At 60.8% G+C, this 20,915-nt stretch carries 23 protein-coding genes; 10 read left to right on the top strand and 13 right to left on the bottom strand.

The features are described from left to right. Window positions 1–81: 81 nt before the first annotated feature. Complete coding sequence (locus ABWI03_RS02845; RefSeq protein WP_298777029.1) at window positions 82–936, top strand: hypothetical protein; 855 nt, start codon at window positions 82–84, stop codon at window positions 934–936. Between the two features lie 61 nt (window positions 937–997). Here the strand turns inward: ABWI03_RS02845 and ABWI03_RS02850 are convergent, their stop codons facing one another. The 3 genes from ABWI03_RS02850 to ABWI03_RS02860 are packed head-to-tail and all read right to left on the bottom strand — an operon-like array spanning window position 998 to window position 2,538. Beyond that, the gene (locus ABWI03_RS02850; protein WP_298777028.1) at window positions 998–1,438 is read right to left on the bottom strand and encodes a MaoC/PaaZ C-terminal domain-containing protein; all 441 of its coding nucleotides are present in this window, start codon (window positions 1,436–1,438) and stop codon (window positions 998–1,000) included. Next, window positions 1,435–1,884: an FAS1-like dehydratase domain-containing protein gene (locus ABWI03_RS02855; protein ID WP_298777026.1), complete on the bottom strand. Its 450-nt coding sequence runs from the start codon at window positions 1,882–1,884 to the stop codon at window positions 1,435–1,437. Before ABWI03_RS02855 ends, ABWI03_RS02850 begins: the two co-directional genes overlap by 4 nt. A 9-nt stretch (window positions 1,885–1,893) precedes the next feature. Next, window positions 1,894–2,538 (bottom strand): TetR/AcrR family transcriptional regulator, encoded by a 645-nt coding sequence (locus ABWI03_RS02860; protein ID WP_200316975.1) that lies wholly within the window; start codon window positions 2,536–2,538, stop codon window positions 1,894–1,896. 112 nt (window positions 2,539–2,650) lie between these two features. Between ABWI03_RS02860 and ABWI03_RS02865 the strand changes: the two genes are divergently transcribed. Further along, complete coding sequence (locus ABWI03_RS02865) at window positions 2,651–3,532, top strand: alpha/beta fold hydrolase (RefSeq protein ID WP_298777023.1); 882 nt, start codon at window positions 2,651–2,653, stop codon at window positions 3,530–3,532. A 73-nt stretch (window positions 3,533–3,605) separates the two neighbouring features. Beyond that, window positions 3,606–4,052 (top strand): hypothetical protein, encoded by a 447-nt coding sequence (locus ABWI03_RS02870; RefSeq protein WP_124569112.1) that lies wholly within the window; start codon window positions 3,606–3,608, stop codon window positions 4,050–4,052. Between the two features lie 34 nt (window positions 4,053–4,086). On the opposite strand, the gene ABWI03_RS02875 is transcribed toward ABWI03_RS02870, so the two are convergent. Beyond that, window positions 4,087–4,461 (bottom strand): DUF4259 domain-containing protein, encoded by a 375-nt coding sequence (locus ABWI03_RS02875; protein ID WP_298777021.1) that lies wholly within the window; start codon window positions 4,459–4,461, stop codon window positions 4,087–4,089. A gap of 1,018 nt (window positions 4,462–5,479) precedes the next feature. On the opposite strand from ABWI03_RS02875, the gene ABWI03_RS02880 reads away from it, so the two are divergent. The 3 genes from ABWI03_RS02880 (at window position 5,480) to ABWI03_RS02890 (ending at window position 8,086) form a co-directional block, all read left to right on the top strand. Further along, a complete protein-coding gene (locus ABWI03_RS02880; protein WP_166812135.1) occupies window positions 5,480–5,617 on the top strand; it encodes a hypothetical protein in 138 nt (45 codons plus the stop codon). Between the two features lie 269 nt (window positions 5,618–5,886). After that, window positions 5,887–7,842, top strand: a complete 1,956-nt coding sequence (locus tag ABWI03_RS02885) for an ABC1 kinase family protein (protein ID WP_298777019.1) — start codon at window positions 5,887–5,889, stop codon at window positions 7,840–7,842. A 49-nt stretch (window positions 7,843–7,891) separates the two neighbouring features. Next, window positions 7,892–8,086 carry a DUF1737 domain-containing protein gene (locus tag ABWI03_RS02890; RefSeq protein WP_095972056.1) on the top strand — a complete coding sequence of 65 codons (195 nt, stop codon included), beginning with the start codon at window positions 7,892–7,894 and terminating at the stop codon, window positions 8,084–8,086. 46 nt (window positions 8,087–8,132) lie between these two features. Here ABWI03_RS02890 and ABWI03_RS02895 read toward each other — a convergent pair whose 3' ends face one another. From ABWI03_RS02895 to ABWI03_RS02910, 4 genes are all read right to left on the bottom strand, one after another. Beyond that, window positions 8,133–8,864, bottom strand: coding sequence for a hypothetical protein (locus ABWI03_RS02895; RefSeq protein WP_298777017.1), 732 nt, complete (start codon window positions 8,862–8,864; stop codon window positions 8,133–8,135). A 38-nt stretch (window positions 8,865–8,902) separates the two neighbouring features. Continuing rightward, window positions 8,903–9,187, bottom strand: a complete 285-nt coding sequence (locus tag ABWI03_RS02900; RefSeq protein ID WP_095972054.1) for a hypothetical protein — start codon at window positions 9,185–9,187, stop codon at window positions 8,903–8,905. 127 nt (window positions 9,188–9,314) lie between these two features. Beyond that, complete coding sequence (locus ABWI03_RS02905; RefSeq protein WP_298777014.1) at window positions 9,315–10,922, bottom strand: AMP-binding protein; 1,608 nt, start codon at window positions 10,920–10,922, stop codon at window positions 9,315–9,317. A gap of 103 nt (window positions 10,923–11,025) precedes the next feature. After that, window positions 11,026–11,214 (bottom strand): hypothetical protein, encoded by a 189-nt coding sequence (locus tag ABWI03_RS02910; RefSeq protein ID WP_298777013.1) that lies wholly within the window; start codon window positions 11,212–11,214, stop codon window positions 11,026–11,028. 25 nt (window positions 11,215–11,239) lie between these two features. Between ABWI03_RS02910 and ABWI03_RS02915 the strand changes: the two genes are divergently transcribed. Further along, window positions 11,240–11,755 (top strand): CGNR zinc finger domain-containing protein, encoded by a 516-nt coding sequence (locus ABWI03_RS02915; protein WP_298777011.1) that lies wholly within the window; start codon window positions 11,240–11,242, stop codon window positions 11,753–11,755. Between the two features lie 10 nt (window positions 11,756–11,765). Here the strand turns inward: ABWI03_RS02915 and ABWI03_RS02920 are convergent, their stop codons facing one another. From ABWI03_RS02920 to ABWI03_RS02930, 3 genes are all read right to left on the bottom strand, one after another. Beyond that, window positions 11,766–12,398: a hypothetical protein gene (locus ABWI03_RS02920; RefSeq protein WP_298777010.1), complete on the bottom strand. Its 633-nt coding sequence runs from the start codon at window positions 12,396–12,398 to the stop codon at window positions 11,766–11,768. A gap of 87 nt (window positions 12,399–12,485) precedes the next feature. Next, the gene (locus ABWI03_RS02925) at window positions 12,486–13,022 is read right to left on the bottom strand and encodes a hypothetical protein (protein WP_298777009.1); all 537 of its coding nucleotides are present in this window, start codon (window positions 13,020–13,022) and stop codon (window positions 12,486–12,488) included. A gap of 150 nt (window positions 13,023–13,172) precedes the next feature. Next, entirely contained in the window at window positions 13,173–14,336 is a 1,164-nt protein-coding gene (locus ABWI03_RS02930; RefSeq protein ID WP_298777008.1) for an LLM class flavin-dependent oxidoreductase, read from the bottom strand. A 158-nt stretch (window positions 14,337–14,494) separates the two neighbouring features. Here ABWI03_RS02930 and ABWI03_RS02935 point away from each other — a divergent pair, with 158 nt between their 5' ends. The 3 genes from ABWI03_RS02935 to ABWI03_RS02945 all read left to right on the top strand — a co-directional run bounded on the left by ABWI03_RS02935 (window position 14,495) and on the right by ABWI03_RS02945 (window position 18,284). Beyond that, on the top strand, window positions 14,495–15,826 hold the full coding sequence (locus ABWI03_RS02935) for an MFS transporter (RefSeq protein WP_298777006.1): 1,332 nt from the start codon (window positions 14,495–14,497) through the stop codon (window positions 15,824–15,826). A 140-nt stretch (window positions 15,827–15,966) separates the two neighbouring features. Next, entirely contained in the window at window positions 15,967–16,632 is a 666-nt protein-coding gene (locus ABWI03_RS02940; RefSeq protein WP_298777005.1) for a TetR/AcrR family transcriptional regulator, read from the top strand. Then, on the top strand, window positions 16,629–18,284 hold the full coding sequence (locus tag ABWI03_RS02945) for an FAD-binding dehydrogenase (protein WP_298777003.1): 1,656 nt from the start codon (window positions 16,629–16,631) through the stop codon (window positions 18,282–18,284). Before ABWI03_RS02940 ends, ABWI03_RS02945 begins: the two co-directional genes overlap by 4 nt. A gap of 6 nt (window positions 18,285–18,290) precedes the next feature. Here the strand turns inward: ABWI03_RS02945 and ABWI03_RS02950 are convergent, their stop codons facing one another. Continuing rightward, window positions 18,291–18,428 carry a hypothetical protein gene (locus ABWI03_RS02950; protein ID WP_153211511.1) on the bottom strand — a complete coding sequence of 46 codons (138 nt, stop codon included), beginning with the start codon at window positions 18,426–18,428 and terminating at the stop codon, window positions 18,291–18,293. 47 nt (window positions 18,429–18,475) lie between these two features. Further along, window positions 18,476–20,842 (bottom strand): arylsulfatase, encoded by a 2,367-nt coding sequence (locus tag ABWI03_RS02955; RefSeq protein ID WP_298777001.1) that lies wholly within the window; start codon window positions 20,840–20,842, stop codon window positions 18,476–18,478. Window positions 20,843–20,915 lie beyond the last annotated feature (73 nt).

Raw genomic sequence — 20,915 nt, forward strand, 5'->3', positions numbered from 1 at the left:
TTGGGGGCAAGGACGTCGCCGGTTAGCGAAGGACTAGGCCTGTTCCCGCTCGGCGCACATCGGGAACGATACGGTGTGCTCATGCTCTGGCGTTGGTTCGCAGTCGTGATCGTCATCCTCGCTGTTGCCGGCATGTGGCACGTGACCATCCCCGACCGTCCTGTTGCCGTAATAGTCGACGCCGAGACGCTGGGGTGCGCGACCCCGTATCCGATCGGCCCGCTCCAGACGACACCAACGGCGACGGTTCCAGACGATTTCGTACCGGTCGCCGCCGTCACGTGCGACCCGTACATCAGCGACAACGTGGCAGCCGACCGAACCGTCAGCTTCTATGCTCACCGTTGGGAGGGCGATTTCAGTCGGGCAGTGAAAATGCTGAACCGCTCGTCCGAGCACAAGACTTGGTTCCCCGGAAGCTGCGGTGACAACTACAGCCTGGCTGTCCTGGACCAATTCTGGTTGGTCGACGATCGAGGCCGAGCAACTCGGCCGGGGTATCCCTCCGATTCGTGTGGACTGCCGAAACCCGGTGGCCTGGCTGCCATCAAGGAGCTGACACCGGTCGGCAGTACCGAACACCGAATAGCGTTGTCCGACGACCAGATCTACGAACTGTCGCATTGCCGGCCGGCCTACCGACCAGCCACAACAGGTACCGCGGCGCTGACGTCGCTGTCGGCGGGCAGCGTTTTCTGCCGATTCTCCTCCACCGAATTCGTAGGCACATCGTCTACAACGGAAACCTTCGACGGACTTCCACCCGCTCCCGACTGTGGCGCGTTGGCCACCGAGGTGGCATCGACGATCTACGTGGACCGTCCTACGAACGAGGAACGATTGCTCACCGTCGAGCTCGACGGCTGTCGGCGCGTCATCGCCGACGGATACGCGCCGATGCAAGCGTCGGACGAGCTGTTGGCGTCTTTCCGGTAGCGCTGCGCCACACGCTCGGACGCGTAGGTCCCGATGTGACCGCTGACGGCACGCAATCTTGTCAGGCGCCCGGGAACTGAAGGTGCGCTTGGGTCTTTCCCAGAACCGTCTGGCCCTTGTGCATGACGGTGACATCGATACGCACAATCCGCGTTGTGGAGTCGATCCGCGCGATCTTCGCAGCGACGGAGAGATCTGCACCATCGACGGCATCGACTACGACGGGCCGAGTAAAGCGAGTTTCATACGAGATCACACCGCTCGGGTCACCAACCCAGTCGACGATGGCTTGCAAAGCAATTCCGGCGGTGAGCATTCCGTGCGCCAGAACTCCCGGTAGCCCAGCCGCAGTAGCGATTGCGTCGTGGAAATGGATCGGGTTCATGTCGCCGGAGGCACCGGCGTAGCGAACTAGGTCATCACGAGTGAGGACCAGATCGACCTTCGCGACGATGTCACCGAGGGCGAGGTTCTCGAAGACCGGCACGGCGGCAATGGTCATGCCTCTTCTCCTCTCGCCAGCAGGGTCGAGGTGACCGTCGCGACCAAAGCCTCGGTCGCGTCGTGGATCTCGGAAACTGTCGACAGGATCGCACTGCCTGCTCGCACTGTCACCCCTGTAATCGTCAGTGTCGTAGACAGGTCATCGCCGGCGACTATCGGACGCTCATGCTCGATCTTCTCGGAAGTATGGACTACACGAGTCGGATCGAGCCCAGTATCCGGCGTGCGCAGCAGTGCCATGATCGCTCGTTGCTGGACAACGGTTGTGAATGTTGTCGGCGCGATGACATCGACGAACCCGGCCTCCCTGGCGACACCGACATCATGGTGCAAGGGATTGCTCGAACGCACTGCCAGAGCGAACTCGCGAATCTTCTCGCGCCCGACAAGGTACGAAGACGAGGGAAACACCCGGCCGGCGAGCGCTGGGTTCACAGGAGACATCCCGGAATACTAACGGCGGCCGACTTCGAGTTGATTCGTGGCCTGAGGTCTCGTCGGCCCGAGAATCCGATCGAGGAGACGCTCAACCAGTTGGACCGCCAATTCTGCTGTGGCGTAGCCGGGAAGCATCCCCTGGGCGAGCCCGGCGACAGCCGCCAGAATGAGCTCGGCGTCGAGGTCGGGATCCATTGACGGCGCAACCGCGTCCCGATTGGTCACTCGTTGAAGCTGGCCGGAAATGAGCGCTGTCAACTCTCTTGGGGCAGTGAGGGTTTCCTCGGCGGCGATTCCTTGTCCGGTCAGTGCGGCAGCGTGGAAGGCGCCGAGAACAATCGCTTCCTCTCGACGTTGTCGATCGAGTGGGAGCATGCCAACAAGGAACGCTGAAATAACCTCGCGAGGTGTCGCTTCCGCGCCAAGAACAGACAACTCCTGCATCAAGCGAGCACCCGCATCCTGACGCACAGCTTGATGCGTCGCAAGAAGGAATTCCCGCTTCGTGCCGAAGTAGTACTGCACGAGTCGCACCGAAATCCCGGCCTCGGCAGCAACGGACTGAAATGTCACCGCCGCGAGCCCACCGTCGACAATCACTCGCCGCACCGCATCGGTGATCTCCCGTTGCCTCACTTCATGGTCGACCAGTCGCGGCATGAGGCTGTCCTTCCCCTTTCGAATGGATGACTTTGACTCGTTAATGATACGCACGTACCGCATTAGTGATACGGTCATACCATCAAAATTGAAAGCAGCGAGAGGGAGGCTCATGCCGAAGATCGGACGATTCAAGAACGAGGCATCAAAGCAGGCGTACGAGAGCATCTACCGAGAACTGGAGGGCACCTGGCCGGTTCCGTCGACACAACTCGACGTGCCGACATCGTTCGGAACCACCCATGTCCGCAGGTCGGGGACCGGCACGGAGACGCCGATCGTCCTGCTGCACGCAGTCGGCGCCAATTGTCTGCAATGGCACATCGTCATCGAGGACCTGTGCCGAGACCGAGTCGTTTATGCGCTGGACACGATCGGTACTGCAGGCCGCAGTGTGCAGACCGCTCCATTGACCGGGGAATCCGACTTCGCAACCTGGGTGGGCGAGGTATTGAACGAACTCGGGGTCGATCGCGTCCACCTGGTCGGCTACTCGCATGGTGCATGGCACGCCGTTCTCGTAGCACTTCATTCTCCTGAACGACTGGCGAGTGTGACGCTCATCGAACCGGGTGGAGTCTTCGACAAGCCCTCGTGGCGTGTGCTGCTGAAGATGATCCGCGCCGGTATGCGCCGCACCGACAAGAATATTCGCAAGCTCAATGATTGGCTGTCCCCCGGGTACGTCATCGGCGACCGCGAGTTCGCTTTGCTTACAGAGGCATTGAACTACCGGCCCGGTATCGGGTGGGCACGAATGCTCAAAGATGCAGAAGTGCAGTCGATCTCGGTTCCCGTGCTCGTAATCTCCGGCGCTGAGACGGTGGTCTCCAACCCCGAGCATGTGGCCGCGAGGCTGGCTGACCTTCAACCTGAAGCCGAGGTGGAGATCTATGCCGGAACCGGCCACGGAATCCTGGGACACATACCTGATCGGGTAATTCCCCGACTCATGAAGTTCGTCCGCAATCATGACGACGCGAAGCGGACGTGATCTCGCGGACCAGCCGCCGACAGGGTGGTGATGAAGCCGGTCAATCAGCTGACCAAGGCGGTACAACTGATTGATGCGAACATTCCTCTCCGACCGCCGCGGTCAGCTAGTGGTGGCCGTTGCCTCCGCCGTTTTGGTCGTGGCGGGAGGTCTGTGGTGGACGAAGACCATCTCCTTCACCGCATCTGCGGTAGTTCAGTTCAGTAGTAATCGAACCGGACTCTACGACGGGTCCCCGCGCGATGCGTACATCGGCAATCGGGAAGCCTCCGATGGCATGCCTGTTCCTGCTGAAAAACTCGCGCAGATACTCGGTGGCAGAGCTTCCGACTACGAGTCCGATCTGACGATCACGGATGCGGATGCACCTGGGCTCGCGGTGACTGCCCGAGGTCGAACCCCCAGCGCCGCCCGAGCATTGGCGACCGACGCCGCCGAAGCTCTCTGTTCGATCGTCGGCGAAGCCAACGCAATGACTTCCGGAGGGTTCACGTGCACCGTCGTTCCACCGGGGAACTGACGGATCGATGTTCAGTAGCGCGGCCGCGCCAGGTTCAAGCCTGTTCCCGATCGGCGGCGAGGGCAACCGCCCGCTCGAAGGTGTGGACGAGCACTGCGCGTCGAGCGACCTTGTGATCGTCGTCCGGTTCGAGTTCATCGATGTAGCCATCCCACACGCTCAGGTATCGATCGCGCCAGTCGATCAGCACTTGCGTCGACGGAAAGGTCACACCGACTCGTTTCGTCTGGGCAATATCGGTGAGGATCTCGAGCCAGGCCGGCACCATCTCCCCACCCCATTCGTCCGGCTCCAGACTCGAATCGTCTTCGAACTCGGCGGTGATGTCGTCCACGATTCGGCCGGTCAGTACCCCCAACCCATCCGCGACAGTGTCACTGTCGAAGTTCCCCGGACCCCAGACTCCCACAAGCCCTCCCGTATCGATCGTGGATATTTCAGGTCGACAGTGAATTTTCCGGTCGACAACCGCGCTACGGTCGCGACCGGCGGTGAGCGTCCGACCCTCGCACAGTCAGAGCTTGCGGTCGTTGCTGCCCGCCCAAATCGGGCTGTCGGCTATCTTCCGAAACTTCGGCGACCCGCCGATTGCTGAAAGCTTGAGCATCAACCAATTCCAGATCTGCACAGTTACCTCCACGTAGTGGTTCACCGTCAACACTAACCGACCGACAAGACTCTTTTGGTGCAGGGTCGCACGAAGAGGATTTCGACGCTGTTGGTTGCGCCGATACCGTGCCGGCGCCTTCAGCCCCCTAAAGCATCAGTAGCACTACACATTCCGATGAATGAATGTAGTTTCGGGATACATAGTGCCAGTTCGTCGCCACAGGTGCCCTCATGGCGCGGCACGGTAACGGTCAAGAAACGATTCACGGATGGACGAGATGTCCGAAATATGTTGCAAGAGTCCAGTTTCAGGAATTGCACTGCGCATCGCCGTTCCACACGCGATTCCGTCGATTGCGTAACAAGTATACGAAGGACAGCCATCGATCTCCGAAAGGAAGGCGGATCAGGCGGAGGGGGGGCGGTAGTGTCAAATCCGGAAAGCGAATCTCGCTGGGCAACTGTTCACGAAGGAACGACTTCACACGCCGGGCACCGAAGATCAATGGCGCTGGTGACTTGCCAGTCGGAGGATGTCAACAAGAAATAGAACCCGTATCGCGGATATCACCAGTACCCGTTACATATTCGACTCTACGTCTCACTGCAGGAGGACTGAGAACATGGCTGATGTAATTTCGTGGATTATCCAGAATCCGATCGGTGCCGTCGTCGCGCTTGTTGCCGACATCGTAATTTTGACGATGACGTCCATCGCGGGGTACTCGTAACGAACCTGCCCTGATCGCACTGTCGCTGCGCGTAGCTCCGACATTGAAAACTTTTATGCAAAAACACATTTCACGAAAGGAACCACAATGGGTTCGATCAGCGCCTTCAACGAATGGGTCAACCAGGCTACGTATGCGGGCGACCCCTTTGCCACCGCCATTGCGATCGTGCAGTTCTTCGCTGTAAGTCTTGTCAACCTGTTCACCGGCGGCCCCATTCTATAAGGGCGTCCACTCTCGGCCCAACGTCTGCGCGGCGTCCATCGCGGCTTGTTCTTCGGCGGTACGACTCCACTCGAAGAGTGCCCGGACATCGCTTGACGAGCATGAAGTGTTGGACGGTCGATCAGGACGAGTCGACATCGGGGCGAATGAACGCCGAAGTGCCCAAGCATGTTCGACGCTCGGCCCTAGCTGTCTTGTTACCCGTCGGTCGGGGTGAGCTCAGGGTTTTCCTGGATGAAATGCAGATAGCGAGCCCGTACGCTATCGCAATGGACTTGATGGTCTGGATCGTCACGACGCCATTTCTAGCAGCGGCACTTGCGGGCGTGATGCGACGAACGCTGGGGACGAGAGTCGGATGGCCGCGAACACTTGCGGTCGCGGTGATAGCCCTCTCGGTGGGCGTTCCACTGTCGGGATACGTCGCAACACTTGCAGGAATTGCCAACCAGGACGATCAACTTCTGGTGAGCGTGGGAACCGCGCTCATATTCTTCGGAGTTGTCGCGCTCTGGGTGTTCGCAGCATGCCTGGCCGCATTGGTTTTCCTCGAAGTCGTCATTCCTACAGGTTCCCTACCTGGCCCGTCAGAAGCCTTACGGCGCAGCCGCAAATCCTGGCGACGGACGAAACGGTACGTCCAGATCATGAGTATCTTCATGCGAGCGGGAGGCGGGTCTGCTCTCCGTGCCGGACCGTCCGCACCTCAGTTCGGGGACGCGTTGGTGGATATTGTCAGCCGATGCGGTGTCACTTTCGTGAAATTGGGACAGATCCTCGGGACGCGAGACGACCTCATCCCACCCGAGTTGGCGCGCGCACTCTCGTCACTGCAAAGTTCGGCACGCCCAGCTGATCCCGACGGCATTGCGGAGCTACTGGCATCGGAACTCGGGGATACCCCCGAGGCGGTGTTCTCTTGGTTCGATATGGAGCCGTTCGCCGCCGCCTCTGTTGCACAGGTTCATTCCGCGCGCACCACCGAAGGCACCGATGTGGTGGTGAAGGTTCAACGACCCGAGGCCGGCACACAGGTGAGCGTGGATTGCGATATCTTCCTCCGCGTGTCATCGCTTGCGGAGACCCGCTTTCCTTGGGCACACGATATCGGCGTTCATCGACTCGCCGGCGGCCTCGTCACGTCACTACTCGAGGAACTCGACTACCGCACCGAAGCAGCGAATACCGGCGCGATTGCCTCCACCATGTCGAACCGCCCGGATATCGTCGTTCCTCACATCTACCCCAGCCTCAGTAGCGGACGGGTGCTCGTGATGGAACGTCTTCGCGGCGCACCACTTTCCGATGGCGAGGCAGCGCTCACCGACGTCGATGTCGACACCCGCAGCAGTATTGCCACCGAACTTCTTGCGTCGTTGCTCGACGGGATCTTCGTCCACGGGGTATTCCACGCCGATCTTCACCCCGGAAACATCCTGATCCTCGACGACGGACGTATCGGGCTACTCGACTTCGGGGCTGTCGGAGTTCTGGACGGAGAGACACGGATCCTGTTCGCCGTGCTCCTGAACGCCGCCCTGGCAGGTGATCCGGTGGCGACCGTCGACGCGATGCTCATGGCATTCGACGTACCGTCCGAAGTGGATCGAGGAGCACTACGTCACCAGGTAGGCCGAGAGATCACCCTGCTCAGTGTCCAACCCAATGTTTCCATGGCATCGTTCGCGCGAATGTTCACCGTGCTTCGAGAGCACCGAATAGGAGTGCCGGGAGACGTTGCCGCCGCATTCCGTTCGCTCGCGTCTTTGGAGCGCGCCCTCCGGCTCCTGGATCCGCAGATCGACCTCGTCGCAGCTGTTCGGGCCGAAGTACCCCGACTGTTGACCCAGGTCGCGAGCCCGACTGCAGCCGCGCAGGCGATCTTGTCGACGACGGCGGTCACAACCGCGGTGGTCAGGCGCCTGCCTGGTCAGCTCGACCAGATCGCGACGTCGATCGCATCGGGAAACTTCACACTTCGCACTCGCTCGGTCGCGCACCCCGACGACAGGCGATGGCTCCGACGGTCGGCGAACAACGCCCTGGGTCTGGCGGCTGGAGTGACCGCCCTGATAGTCGCGGCGATCCTGCTATTCGTGCCCGGCGGTCCTCAACTCACACCTCAGCTGTCGGGCTACGCACTCGTGAGCGCGGTACTGGGCTTCGTCGGCGTCGTTCTGTGCATGCGGACCGTGTTCCGCTTGTTCACGCTCGACAACAGGTAGCGAACAAGCACGCACGCCGGCACTGAGCACTGACGGTAAGGTCAGATCCGTGTCTGAGATCGAGCGCTTGCCGTATCGGCTGTTGACCGGACCCGACGATGCGGAGTTCTGCCGTCGCGTATCCGCGGCTCTCGCCGACGGATACGTCCTGCATGGTTCTCCCGCTGCGACATTCGACGGTGAGCATGTAATCGTCGCTCAGGCGATAGTGCTGCCACCGACCGAGGCGCGATCCCGCGCGTAGCCGACTGTGACGGGTCGTCCGAGACAAGGATGAATCATGCCGGTGTTCATCGCTTGATCTCGATGTCTTCGAAGTCAAGCGCCAGGAGCGTCGGCCGCGAGAGAACGCGGCCGCCTGGGACTCGCGGAAGTACGCGCCGTCGAGTGGGAACGGTGAGACCGTCGAACTGGCGGTGCTGGTCGCAATAGAGAGCAGCTTTCGCCCAGCTGCCCACCGGTTCGGCAACGAAGTCGTGACGGCGGATGAGGCCACCGTTGTCGACGTAGAAGGTCTGTTGCGGGCAATGGGTGTCGAGTCCCGGCGAAAATTTTGCCTCTAGTCGTCGCCATCGCTGCCCGGCTTCCTGCCACGGTTCGGCTTCGGTGACAGTGATGCCGTCGCGGGCCAGGAGCAGCGGCGCGTTCAAGTAATTCCAGAAGGCGTACCCGGCGAAGTAAGCGGTGTCGAGCGCATCCCAGTGAAAGTTGCGTCGGATTCCACTCATCCCGAAGAACTCCGGACGCGGGTCGGCTCGGCCGTCCAGCTGTTCACCGTCACGAGTTTCGATCCGCACGACGCCCTTGTCGAACACAGCGCGCTCGCCGACACGCGGAAAGTCATGGAGGACAGTGTGTTGATCGGCGACTTGGACCTCGACCGTGAACTTCGCCAGCTTGTTGCCTGCGAAGCGCTGAGGCAACAGACCGCTCAAGCGTCCCCGGGCCGTGATCGCTGAAACCGACTGCCAACGTTCGACTCCGCCATGTGCGGTGAGGACTTCATCGAGCAATTCGTTCATGATGTGAGACTCTTCGTCCCCTGACGAAATTGGGGAAATCAGCGATCAGACGGCCGCGGGGCTGTAGTTGCGTTCTTCCGGCGGTACCACTGCCAACCCGCAGTGATGATGACAGCGCCGGCGAGGGAGCCCAGGATGCCGCTGGGGCGCAATGATATTCCGTCGCCTGCAATCAAACTCACAAGCAGCCCACCCACCAGCGAACCACCGATTCCAGCGATGAACGCAAAGGTCCAATCCACTCGTGCGGCCTTTTGCCCCAGAATCAACTGGGCTCCCGCTCCGATGACGATCCCGAACAGAAGTATTCCGATGATGAGCATGAGCTGAGGCCCTTTCGTGGAGTGACGGCGCAAGACGCGAACGACTTACTCTGCGCCATCTTTCCGGTATGTCCCCTATGTCGTGGTGAAATCCGTGTGAAAGGTCGTCGTCGCTCACTCCACGCCGCTAGGACGACGCCAGTGTCGTCGCCCAGCGGTAGTCCGCCTTGCCGGCCGGGGTTCGCTTGACTTCATTGACCAGCACGATCGTGCGCGGCACCTTGTATCCAGCCAACGTCTTGCGGCAATGCTCCTGTACCACTTCGAGAGTCAGCTCGTCGGATCCGGGGTAGGTCGCGATCACCGCTGCGACCTGCTGCCCCATGCGCGGGTCGGGTGCAGGGACCACGAGCGCGTCCGATATTGCCGGATGCGCGTGAAGGGCAGCCTCGACCTCCTCCGCGAAGACCTTCTCGCCGCCGGTGTTGATGCACTGTGAGCCGCGGCCCAGGAAGACAATCGTTCCGTCCGCTTCGACCTTGCCCATGTCGCCGAGCACTGAAAGGCGGGTGCCGTCGGCACGGGTCGGGAACGTGCGGGCGGTCTTCTCTTCGTCCTTGTAGTACCCGAGCGGGACGTTTCCGATACGCGCGATGTAGCCCACGTCGTCGGAGCCGGCGGGGATCTCTTCGAGACGCTCGTCGACCAGGATCATGTTGGGTGAGGGTGGCATTCGCAGATTGCCCGCCTCGTCGATGGAGAATGCTCCGTCGTTACCGGACTCGGAGGCTCCGAAGTTGTCGCGCAACAGTAGGTCCGGCTTCACCGCCAGCATGCGGTCTCGAACGCTGGTGGACCAGATCGCGCCACCCGACGTGATCGAGAAAAGGGTGCTGAAATCGACCTCGTCTTTGCGTCGTTCCATCTCGTCGACCAACGGGAGTCCCATGCCGTCGCCGACGATCAAGATCACCTGTACCGAATCCTTCTCGATCGCTTCGACGACCTTCTCCGCGTCGAACTCTCGCCGCAGAACAACTCGCGCACCGAGCGTGAGGAAGGTGAACAGCGAGTACAACGCGGCGCCATGCATCAGCGGGGCGGCAATGAGGAACGAGAGTTCCGGAAATTCCTTTGCTGCACTGGCAATCTCGGCGAGGTCCTGTCGCGCTCCCTCACCATACGGATTTCCGCCGGAGAGCGGCTTACGGAAGAAGTCGTCGTGACGCCACATGACGCCCTTCGGGTATCCGGTGGTCCCGCCGGTATAGAGGAGGTACACGTCGTCGCCAGAACGAGCGTCGAACTCCCCCACTGGCGACTGTTCACGGGCGTCGTCGAACGAAACAACAGAAACTTCATGCGCTTTCGCTGCGGCGACCAGTTCTGCGTCGATCTCGCCGATCACGATCACCGTCTTGACCTTCGGGCATGCACCGAAGAGGGAAGCAAGGACACGCTGATGCTCGGGCAGTTCCACGACCACCGCGACCGAATCGGAGTTGGTGAAGATGTACTCCAGTTCAGCGGGCGTGTATCGGTAGTTCACGTTGATCGGGACCGCGCGGATCTTGATCAACCCGAGGATCGACGTGACATGTTCGACGCTGTTCTTCAGGAACAGAGCTACATGATCGCCACGTGAGATACCGGCTTTCGCGAGCAGATTGGCGGTTCGGTTGGCTTCCGCATCCAACTGAGCGTAGGAGAAGTTCTCTCCCTCGTAAGTCAAGGCGACGCGATCAGGTACCGAGCTGGCGACGGTTTCGAATACATCAGCGAGGTTGAACTGCATCGTCTTCCCTTTCAGAGTCTGCGCCGCGATATCGAGGCATACAACCCTGAATCTAGAACACGTTCCATGTCACGCGAGGCGAAACGGAACGATTAGCTGATCATTACCTGGACCTGACTATCGGTGCGGCAACGGCCGAGGCTGCCCCGCCCGACATCCATTCGGTGAGCAGGGTCTGCCACGACCCACAATGACAGCGCAGATAGGTGACCATCCCCTCGCTGGTCCGATGCCGGGATTCGACCTCCCAGCGGTGGATGCAACCGATCGGCGTGAGCTCTGTTTTCTTCATGCACCGAGCATGATGTAATGGCATTGTGCATCTCAACCCTTACGGTGAATATGCGGTGACATTGGCCGCCGACCTGGCCAATCGAAATCCCGAGACCTTGGCCGAACTCGTCGAACGCTGCGTCGATGCAGGCATCATTCTCGATTTCCCCATCGCCGAGAAGGACCTCGACGAGACCCTCGACCTTCTGATCGAGTGGTCGAAAATCGTTGACGTCGCGGAGGAGACAGCCCGCGCCGAACTCGTGAACGTCATGCTCGAGCAAGCGTCGGCGTATCCGCGTATGACCAACCACGCGAACGACGGCTGGCATCTGCATTACCGCGATCCCCAACAGTCGCTCGCCGAGGTCCTCAAGGCACTCTTCTCGGTGGGCACGGCGCTGCACCTCGTCGGCCGCGGCATGCACCGATTGGGTCGGTGCACCCTGGACGAGTGCACCAACATCTACGCAGACACCTCGCGCAACGGCAATCAGCGGTACTGCTCCCCTACGTGCGCGAATCGCGACGCGGTGCGACGTCATCGTGCGCGCAAGTGAGCTGCACCTACTACGACGTGGGACCGACTACCTCGAAATCCGAGCCACCTTGGTACTCGAACTGAAAGCTACCGCCGCTGCTTCCCGAGCTGATCCGATTCCACGCGTCGATCAAGTCCTGAACCGTGTTGTATCCCAGATCCTCCAAAGATCCTGAGAGACTTCCGGTTCCCGCGCCCTCGAACCAGCCGCCGACCACAACTGCCTGCGGAATCGCGATAGTGGGGTTGGTCGGATCGAGCAGTCGAACACACGCTCCCGCAACGGCGTAGACGCCGGCCGGCAGATTGCCGACGGTCCGGGTGATCGTCTGGCCAGGCGAAACGGCGAACAGATCGAGGATGTTACTGACGGTCGGATACACCAACACGCCAGGCTGGAGCAGCTTCGCCGGATCACGAATCACGTCGGGAACATCCCTGGCATTGAGGATCGCCACCGTGCAGTTGATGAAGCTGAACCGCGGGTTCGGGTTGGTGACGGTGAAGGTGATCGCATTGTCCGCTGCGCTCACCGACACCGGAGGCGGGAGAATCGCCGGTGCTGCCGACGCCGTCGCCGGAGACATGACAACCAGTCCCACGACGGCAGCGGACGCCGCGACAATGCTTCCGAGAGCGCGTTTGAATCCACGACTTCGCATTTTCCGAACCTCCAGGCAAGTCGGTCAGATCACCAGATGCATGAAGAATAGACCGCTCAGTCGGAAAATTGGGAGACAGGCAGCGAGCTACCCGAAAAGTCCTTCGAGGCTGCCGCTACCGAACAGGTCGCTCAAGCTGCCGGTATTGATGCCGCTGAACGGTCCGCCGATGACAACGAGGCTCGGCACGCCAGGAACCGGCTTGCCCAACGTCTCGAGATCGAGAAGATCGAAGCAGGCACCGAGCACGGCGTAGGTTCCGTCCGGAACATCGGTCACGGTGTTGGTGACCGTCTGCCCCTTGCCCACGTCGAAAAGCGAGGCCGGATCGGTGATCTTGGGGTACACCACAAGGTTCGGATCTAGCAGTTTCAGCGGATCATCAAGCACAGCAGCAGAATCCGCGGCGTTGACGACAAACGCCTGACACAACGGGGCAATTCCGGTGTTGTTGTTCGTGATCGTCAGTGCCAGACCGTTTCCGGTCACCTTGTACGAGACGACCGGCGGGACCACCTCGGCCGACGCAGTTGCAGGATTGACCATCGCGACGCCTGCCGCGGTTGCAGCGGCAACCGCGACGGTTCCCACTACGCGACGTACTCCACTCGTGCCCAGCTTCATCGAGGTTCCTTTCGTACTGCGCCTTGAGTTCGGCAACAGTGCGCAGCCTAGATCGGATCTAGCGCCCGAAATGGCCCAATTGTCCCGCCAGGAGGTCATTCCCGAAAGATCGGGACATACGTCCCCTTCTCGAAGAGTTCGCTGTTCGACTCAGTTCCCACTGGAGACGAAGGGCGTTCGCACCGGTCCGCCGGCCGTACCGTGCGGTGCCACCAATCCACGCTTTTCGAGGATCGGACGCACGCCCTCACCGAACTGATACGCCTCTTCGAGATGCGGATAGCCCGACAGTACGAAGTGATCCAGACCGATCGCCGCGTACTCGGCAATCCGATCAGCCACTTCTTGGTGCGAACCGACCAATGCGGTGCCCGCTCCCCCTCGGACCAACCCGACACCGGTCCACAGGTTCGGCGCAATTTCCAGCGACCTTGCTCCGACGCCCTGCTTGTAAGCCGAACCGCCGCCGTGCAATTCCAGCATCCGACGCTGACCCTCGGAGCCGGATCGCGCAAGACTCGCCTGAGCCTGCTCGACGGTCGCCGGGTCGAGCGCGCTGAGCAGCCGATCCGCTTCTGCCCATGCCTGTTCCGAGGTGTCCCGGCTTATGACGTGCAAACGGATTCCGTAGTCGAGGTGACGACCTTGAACTTCCGCGAGGTCACGAATCCAGGCGATCTTGGCGGCGACAGCGGACGGCGTCTCACCCCAGGTGAGGTAGGTGTCGGCGTAACGCGATGCGACGGTTCCGGCTGCCGGCGAGGATCCGCCGAAGAAGATCGGCGGTACCGGATCCGGAATACGCTGCAGCGTAGCCTTTTCCACGTTGACATACTCACCGGAAAAATCAACTGGCCCGTTACCGGACCACAGCTGGCGGATCACGTCGAGGAACTCACCGCATCGTGCGTACCGCTGGTTCTTGTCGAGGAAATCACCGAACGTGCGCTGCTCGTGGTCCTCCCCGCCGGTCACGACGTTGAGCAGCAGACGACCGCCAGACTGCCATTGGAAGGTTGCGGCCATCTGGGCGGCCAGCGTGGGGCTGAGCAATCCCGGTCGCAGAGCAACCAGAAACTTGAGTGTCTCGGTGGTCTCGATCATCATCGCCGTCGTCAGCCATGCGTCTTCACACCACGCGCCGGTGGGCGTGAGGACGGCTTCGAAACCGTTCGTCTCGGCGGCCGCACCGATCTGGTTGAGGTATTTCAGCGTCGCCGGACGATCACGGGACATCGAGCTGCCGTGCCCACCCGCCATCAGATTCCGGGAATCACCGTAAGTAGGCAAGAACCAGTGGAAGCGCAGTGACACGGTGATTCCTTTCGTCGACGAACAGGCAGAACTCTTCTGTCATTACAACCACACTCCACCTCGAAGAACAGGGTTGAAATCACCCTGATCGCTATGGGTGCCCACTTTCGGCTCCGGCGATACTTTCGTGAATTTGCACCGCTACCCGGGGGGCTCCGATGACCACGTTTGCCGAAGTCGAGCACAATTCACCGTTCTCGAACGAGACCGACGGTGAGCGACGTTCCAGACTGAGAACCGTCGTCGCCGCAAGCCTGCTCGGCACGACGGTCGAGTGGTACGACTTCTTCCTCTACGCGACGGCCGCGAGCCTGGTCTTCAACCAACTGTTCTTCCCCAATCAGAGTTCCTTCGTCGGGACCATGCTTTCTTTTGCGACCTTCGCGGTCGGCTTTCTCGTTCGCCCTATCGGTGGAGTGGTGTTCGGTCACATCGGCGATCGCATCGGACGCAAGAAGACGCTTGCTCTCACAATGTTCATCATGGGTATCGCGACGGCGCTCATGGGTGTTCTTCCGACCGCCGCTCAGATCGGGGTTGTTGCTCCGATTCTGCTTCTGCTGCTTCGTATCCTGCAGGGATTTGCTCTCGGTGGCGAGTGGGCCGGAGCCGTTCTCCTGGCGGTGGAGCACAGCCCGGAGAAGAAGCGTGGCCTGTTCGGCAGTATCCCGCAGATCGGATTGGCTCTCGGGTTGGCATTGGGCACAGGAATGTTCGCGCTCCTTCAAACAGTCTTCGACGACGAACAGTTTCTCCGTTTCGGCTGGCGCATAGCCTTCGTTCTGAGCTTGGTTCTCGTGATCGTGGGGTTGGTGGTCCGTTTGAAGGTGGACGAGACGCCCGCCTTTCAGGCGGTTCGCGACCTCGAACAACGCTCCTCCGCCCCGCTCAAGGAAGTCTTCCAAGGAAAGGTCGCCCGAAACACCGTACTGGGCATGCTGTCTCGCTGGGGCGAAGGCGCTGCCTTCAATACCTGGGGCGTCTTTGCAATCACGTATGCAACCAAGACTCTGCATTTCGAGAAGGTTCCCGTACTTCTCGTGGTCACCGTCGCCGCGGTCGTGATGGCGATCTTGCTGCCGTTTTCCGGTTTACTCACCGATCGGTTCGGCCCGCAACGGGTCTACATCGTGGGCATCGCCGCGTACGGCCTCGCGATCTTCCCCGCCTTCGCATTGTTCGGGACCGAGAACCTTCTGCTCTTCGGAGTCGCGATGGTCGTGGTCTTCGGAGTGATTCATGCCTTGTTCTACGGCGCCCAGGGAACGCTCTACGCCAGCCTCTACCCCACCGAAATCAGATACACCGGCTTGTCTGTCGTTTACCAGTTCTCGGGCATCTACGCCTCCGGCGTCACTCCCCTGATTCTGACTGCACTGATCGGCGCCAGCGGCGGTTCACCGTGGCTGGCCTGTGGGTATCTGGTTGCCACGTCGGTGATCAGCGTCGTTGCCACTGCGGCGATCAGGAGGAGTGATCTGCATCTGTAGCGATCACACCTGAATATCCGTATCTATTGCACATTCACTAGATATGCATAGAAATACCTGAGAAGAAGAACAGCTCGAGATACGCCTACGCATCGGATACATCGGTGTATCGTTTGGGGTCCACCCCGACGGAGGCGCCGATGACGACTGGAACGGACAACTCGCCGGCCAAGCGTGTCACCAAACGCCGTGGTCAGACCCGGCAGCGACTGCTCGACGCGGCCGCGGACGTCTTCTCCGAATCCGGGTTCGGACACGCAACGGTCGAGCAGATCTGCGAACGCGGCGGTTACTCCCGAGGCGCGTTCTACTCCAACTTCGATTCACTCGACGAACTGTTCTTCGCGATGTGGGAGCAGCGATCTGCAGCAATGCTCGCCGATCTGCGGTTGGCGACGGAGTCGATCACCGCCGGCAACGCCGTCGACATCCATTCCGCCGTGGCCCGAATCGTGTCCGTGGTTCCGGTCGACCCGCAGTGGTACCGGATCAACGCGGAATTCACAGCCCACGCGCTCCGCAACCCGGCACTTCGTAAGGCGCTTGCCGACCGTGAAGACGCAATTCTTCGGACCCTGCTTCCCATCGTGGAGTCCGCACTCAGCGATGTCGGTCGAACAATCGTCGGTGACCCGACGTCGTTGGGACGAGCATTGGTCGCAGTGCACGACGGCACCAGCGTGCAGTGTCTCGTCGACACCGACACCAATGCCGCCTTCGCACTGCGCCGCGATGTCTTCACTCGAATCCTGCTGTCCTACAGCGAAATAATCCAGAACAACCAATCTGAAGAGGAGCTGTCGTGAGCGAACAAGCTGACGTCATCGTTGTCGGGGCAGGGCTGGCGGGACTGGTCGCCACCTACGAACTGACGCGCGCCGGCCGCAAAGTCCTTGTGGTGGAACAGGAGAACGCGGCAAACCTCGGAGCCCAGGCATTCTGGTCTCTCGGCGGGCTCTTCCTCGTGAACAGCCCCGAGCAGCGTCGCCTCGGCATCAAGGACTCCCTCGAGTTGGCAATGCAGGACTGGATGGGCACTGCCGGATTCGACCGCGACCGCGAAGATCACTGGCCGCGACAGTGGGCCAAGGCGTACGTCGAGTTTGCGGCCGGAGACAAGCGTCAGTACCTGCACGATCTGGGTCTTCGCCTGATGCCCAACGTCGGCTGGGCCGAACGCGGTCGCGGAATGGCTCTCGGACACGGCAATTCGGTCCCGCGCTTCCACCTCACCTGGGGTACCGGTCCCGGCGTGGTCGACGTCTTCCTGACCAAGGTCATCGCCGCTCAGAAGCGTGGGCTGGTCACGTTCAAGCACCGCCACCAGGTCGATCAGTTGGTAGTCACCGACGGTACGGTCACCGGTGTACGAGGAACCGTCCTCGAACCGTCCAGTGATCTCCGCGGCGTGAAGAGCTCCCGCACTCCCGTCGGCGAATTCGAGTTCGCCGCACAGGCCGTCGTCGTCACCTCCGGTGGAATCGGCGGCAACTACGAACTGGTGAAGAAGAACTGGCCCGAGCGACTCGGCAAGGCACCGAAGCACATGCTGACGGGAGTGCCCGCACACGTCGACGGACGCATGCTCGAAATCACCGAATCCGCGGGCGGAAACATCGTCAACCGCGACCGCATGTGGCACTACACCGAAGGTATCCAGAACTGGAATCCGATCTGGCCGAACCACGGAATCCGCATCATCCCCGGACCGTCCTCGATGTGGTTCGACGCCACAGGCAAGCGTCTGCCCGTCCCCAATTTCCCGGGCTTCGACACGATGGGGACCTTCAAGTACATCCTGGACAGCGGCCACGAGTACACGTGGTTCATCCTCGATCAGAAGATCATCGAGAAGGAGTTCGCGCTCTCGGGATCGGAACAGAACCCCGACTTCACCAATCGCGACTTCAAACTCCTCCTCGAACGAATCAAGAAGGGTGCGCCGGGACCGGTAGAAGCGTTCAAGCAGAAGGGCGCCGACTTCGTGGTGCGCAACAACCTTCGCGATCTGGTCGACGGCATGAACGCCCTCACCGACGAACCGCTCCTCGACTACGAGGACATCGAACGCGAAATGATCGCCCGCGACCGCGAAGTCGACAACAAGTACAGCAAGGACTTCCAGGTCACCGCCATCCACGGCGCCCGTAATCTGTTGGCAGACAAGATCGTGCGTGTCGTTGCACCGCACAAGATCTTGGACCCCAAGAACGGCCCACTGATCGCGGTCCGGTTGCACCTGCTCACCCGCAAGACCCTCGGCGGCTTGGAAACCAACCTGGATTCACAGGTCATCAAGGCCGACGGCAGCATCTTCGACGGCCTGTACGCGGCCGGCGAGGTCGCGGGCTTCGGCGGCGGTGGAGTCCACGGTTACAGCGCGCTCGAAGGGACCTTCCTCGGTGGCTGCATCTTCTCCGGCCGCGCAGCCGGACGAGCACTGGCGCGCGACCTGTAGCCCAGATCAGGCGAGCGAATGCGTGACCAGTATGTGATGTGCGCGCATTCGCCGTGCCTCGTGCACGGATTGATGGTGGTGATGATGCGTCGGCCCGCGCGCGTGGCGAACCAGATCGTGAACAGTGCGGATGACCGTCGGCATTGCGACCCTCCCTCAGGAGATTGTGACTGCTGCTCTTACTGGTGAAATCACTGTCTGGACACCGCCACTCGCGCCACCTCCTCCGGATCGATGAGGTGGGTATGGTCGTCGTCGCCGACGTCGATCTGCACGAGGTCGATACGTGCGTTGAATGTGGTTGCGCCACTGTAATCGACACTGACAGGCATGCCGTAGTCGTCACCGATGTCGGTGGTCTCGTCCGCGGAGAAGACCATCGGTTGGGTCTGCTCGACGCGACCCGAACCCACTTCGCGACCGTCGTGGTAGATCGTGACACCGCCGCCCCTCGCGAGACCACCTCCGTCGTAGGCGAACTCGGCCCTGATCTGATGTGATCCTGCCGGTATGTCAACGTCGGAACCGATGACGAATTCGGTCATGCCGAGCAGGTTGTAGACGAATCTCGCGCGGCCTTCCCGCGCGTAGAGCGCCCAGCCGCCGAACCTGCCTCCCTGCGCGATCATCACACCGTTGGCAGTAACGCCATCCGCGAGGTCGACTGCTGCTGTGACACTGAATGATCGGTTCTTGATACTCAGCACGCTGTGCTCGCTCAGTCGCTTCATTCCGGGAAACAGAACTTGCCTGTTCCCGGATACCAACTGCGGACGCCCCGCGATGTGAGGGTTGAACCTCTCGAATCTACGATCGTCGATCGGAAGTACGTTGTACTTGACCGCTTCGATCAACCACAAGCGTTGCAGTGCAGCCAATTTCTCCGGCATCGCAGCGGCCAGATCATTGGATTGCGTCCAATCCTGTGACCCGTCGTAGAGTTCCCACACGTCGTCGTCGAGAGCGGGAAGCACCTCCGCGAACAGCCACGGAGTGCTGTGACGCGTGACCGCACTCCAACCCTTGTAATAAATTCCACGGTTGCCGGCCATCTCGAAGTACTGCAGATCGTGACGTTCGGGGGCTTCGGCGTCGTCGAAGGTGTAGACCATGCTGGTCCCCTCGATGGGTGATTGCTGGACGCCGTTGACAAAGGTCGGTTCCGGCAGTTTCGCAGCCTCGAGGATCGTCGGTGCAACGTCGATGACGTGGGCGAACTGCGACCGCGTCTCCCCCTTGGTCCGAATCCCTGCCGGCCAGTGCACGATCGCCCCGTTGCGTGTGCCACCCCAATGCGACGCAACCTGTTTCGTCCACTGATACGGCGTACACATTGCCCACGCCCACCCCACGGAATAGTGGTTGTACGCGTCCTTGGTACCGAACTTGTCCTTCACTTCCGCCATGAACTCGGGCGTCTCGATGGCCGCGAGTCCGTTGAAGTTGGCCATCTCGTTGAAGGCTCCGTTGATCGTCCCCTCTGCGGACGCTCCGTTGTCTCCGATGATGTAGTACACGAGGGTGTTGTCGAGAGCTCCGAGTTCTTCGATCGCATCGACAAGCCGGCCGACATGGAAGTCGGTGTGTTCGAGAAATCCTGCATAGACTTCCATTTGGCGTTCGAGGACAGGCTTCAATTCCTGACTCATGTCGTCCCACGCCGGAATGGCCTCAGGGCGCGGGGTGAGAACCGCATCCGTGGGAACGACTCCCCGCTGCTTCTGCCGCTCGAGGATCTTCTCGCGTTGAGCGTCCCAACCTCCGGCGAACCGGCCCTCGTACTTGTCGGCCCACTCCTTCGGAACATGGTGCGGCGCATGGGTAGCGCCGGGAGCGAAGTAGACGAAGAACGGCTTGTCCGGAGCCAAGGACTTCTGCATCCGGACCCAGTCGACGGCGTGGTCGGCCAGGTCCTCGGTGAGGTGGTAGCCCTCCTCCGGTGTCTTGTCCGGCTCCACAGGCGCGACGCCTTCGTACAGCGCCGGGTAATACTGGTTGTTCTCCCCGCCGATGAATCCGTAGAAATGCTCGAATCCGCCTTCTCCCGTCGGCCACGACGTAAACGGTCCCACCGGGGATGTTTGCCACGGCGGAACCTCGTGACACTTGCCGAACTGCGCTGTCGAGTATCCGTTGAGTTTCAACGTCATCGGCAGTGCGGCTTTGGTATTCGGCCGCAGGCCGGAAAGACCAGGAGCCGAGGTAGCGGTTTCGGTGATCGATCCCATGCCGACCGAATGATGGTTGCGCCCGCTCAGAAGAGCGGCACGGGTCGGAGCACACAGTGCAGTCGTGTGAAACCGCGTGTACGTGAGCCCATTACCTTGCAACCGCTCAGCAGTCGGAGTGTCCGCCGGTCCGCCGAAGGCACTGCTCGCGCCATATCCCACGTCGTCCAACAGGACCACCAGAACATTGGGTGCCCCGGTCGGTGGTAGTAACGGAGTGATCGGCGGAAACTCGGTGTCCGGATCCTTCGCGTCGTACGTCACCAGACCAAGATGTTGTCGATCCGGGATCGGTAGTACAGCGCGGCTCTGGCCCGTCGGATCCGTCATGACGTCTCGCCTTCTGTCTCTCACATGGCTCTTTCAAGCGTTTCAGGATCACGACGACGTCGACATCATCCGT

The sequence above is a fragment of the Rhodococcus baikonurensis genome (genome assembly GCF_040489275.1).
GTDB classification, from domain to species: domain Bacteria; phylum Actinomycetota; class Actinomycetes; order Mycobacteriales; family Mycobacteriaceae; genus Rhodococcus_F; species Rhodococcus_F baikonurensis.

Bases quoted from the DNA above. Each gene is read 5' to 3' on its own strand.
- ABWI03_RS02860 (WP_200316975.1), bottom strand. From the start codon at position 2,538: ATGCCGCGACTGGTCGACCATGAAGTGAGGCAACGGGAGATCACCGAT.
- ABWI03_RS02865 (WP_298777023.1), top strand. From the start codon at position 2,651: ATGCCGAAGATCGGACGATTCAAGAACGAGGCATCAAAGCAGGCGTAC.
- ABWI03_RS02885 (WP_298777019.1), top strand. From the start codon at position 5,887: ATGGACTTGATGGTCTGGATCGTCACGACGCCATTTCTAGCAGCGGCA.
- ABWI03_RS02845 (WP_298777029.1), top strand. From the start codon at position 82: ATGCTCTGGCGTTGGTTCGCAGTCGTGATCGTCATCCTCGCTGTTGCC.
- ABWI03_RS02905 (WP_298777014.1), bottom strand. From the start codon at position 10,922: ATGCAGTTCAACCTCGCTGATGTATTCGAAACCGTCGCCAGCTCGGTA.
- ABWI03_RS02940 (WP_298777005.1), top strand. From the start codon at position 15,967: ATGACGACTGGAACGGACAACTCGCCGGCCAAGCGTGTCACCAAACGC.
- ABWI03_RS02925 (WP_298777009.1), bottom strand. From the start codon at position 13,022: ATGAAGCTGGGCACGAGTGGAGTACGTCGCGTAGTGGGAACCGTCGCG.
- ABWI03_RS02870 (WP_124569112.1), top strand. From the start codon at position 3,606: ATGCGAACATTCCTCTCCGACCGCCGCGGTCAGCTAGTGGTGGCCGTT.
- ABWI03_RS02855 (WP_298777026.1), bottom strand. From the start codon at position 1,884: ATGTCTCCTGTGAACCCAGCGCTCGCCGGCCGGGTGTTTCCCTCGTCT.
- ABWI03_RS02955 (WP_298777001.1), bottom strand. From the start codon at position 20,842: ATGACGGATCCGACGGGCCAGAGCCGCGCTGTACTACCGATCCCGGAT.
- ABWI03_RS02950 (WP_153211511.1), bottom strand. From the start codon at position 18,428: ATGCCGACGGTCATCCGCACTGTTCACGATCTGGTTCGCCACGCGCGC.
- ABWI03_RS02920 (WP_298777010.1), bottom strand. From the start codon at position 12,398: ATGCGAAGTCGTGGATTCAAACGCGCTCTCGGAAGCATTGTCGCGGCG.
- ABWI03_RS02935 (WP_298777006.1), top strand. From the start codon at position 14,495: ATGACCACGTTTGCCGAAGTCGAGCACAATTCACCGTTCTCGAACGAG.
- ABWI03_RS02895 (WP_298777017.1), bottom strand. From the start codon at position 8,864: ATGAACGAATTGCTCGATGAAGTCCTCACCGCACATGGCGGAGTCGAA.
- ABWI03_RS02910 (WP_298777013.1), bottom strand. From the start codon at position 11,214: ATGAAGAAAACAGAGCTCACGCCGATCGGTTGCATCCACCGCTGGGAG.
- ABWI03_RS02880 (WP_166812135.1), top strand. From the start codon at position 5,480: ATGGGTTCGATCAGCGCCTTCAACGAATGGGTCAACCAGGCTACGTAT.
- ABWI03_RS02850 (WP_298777028.1), bottom strand. From the start codon at position 1,438: ATGACCATTGCCGCCGTGCCGGTCTTCGAGAACCTCGCCCTCGGTGAC.
- ABWI03_RS02900 (WP_095972054.1), bottom strand. From the start codon at position 9,187: ATGCTCATCATCGGAATACTTCTGTTCGGGATCGTCATCGGAGCGGGA.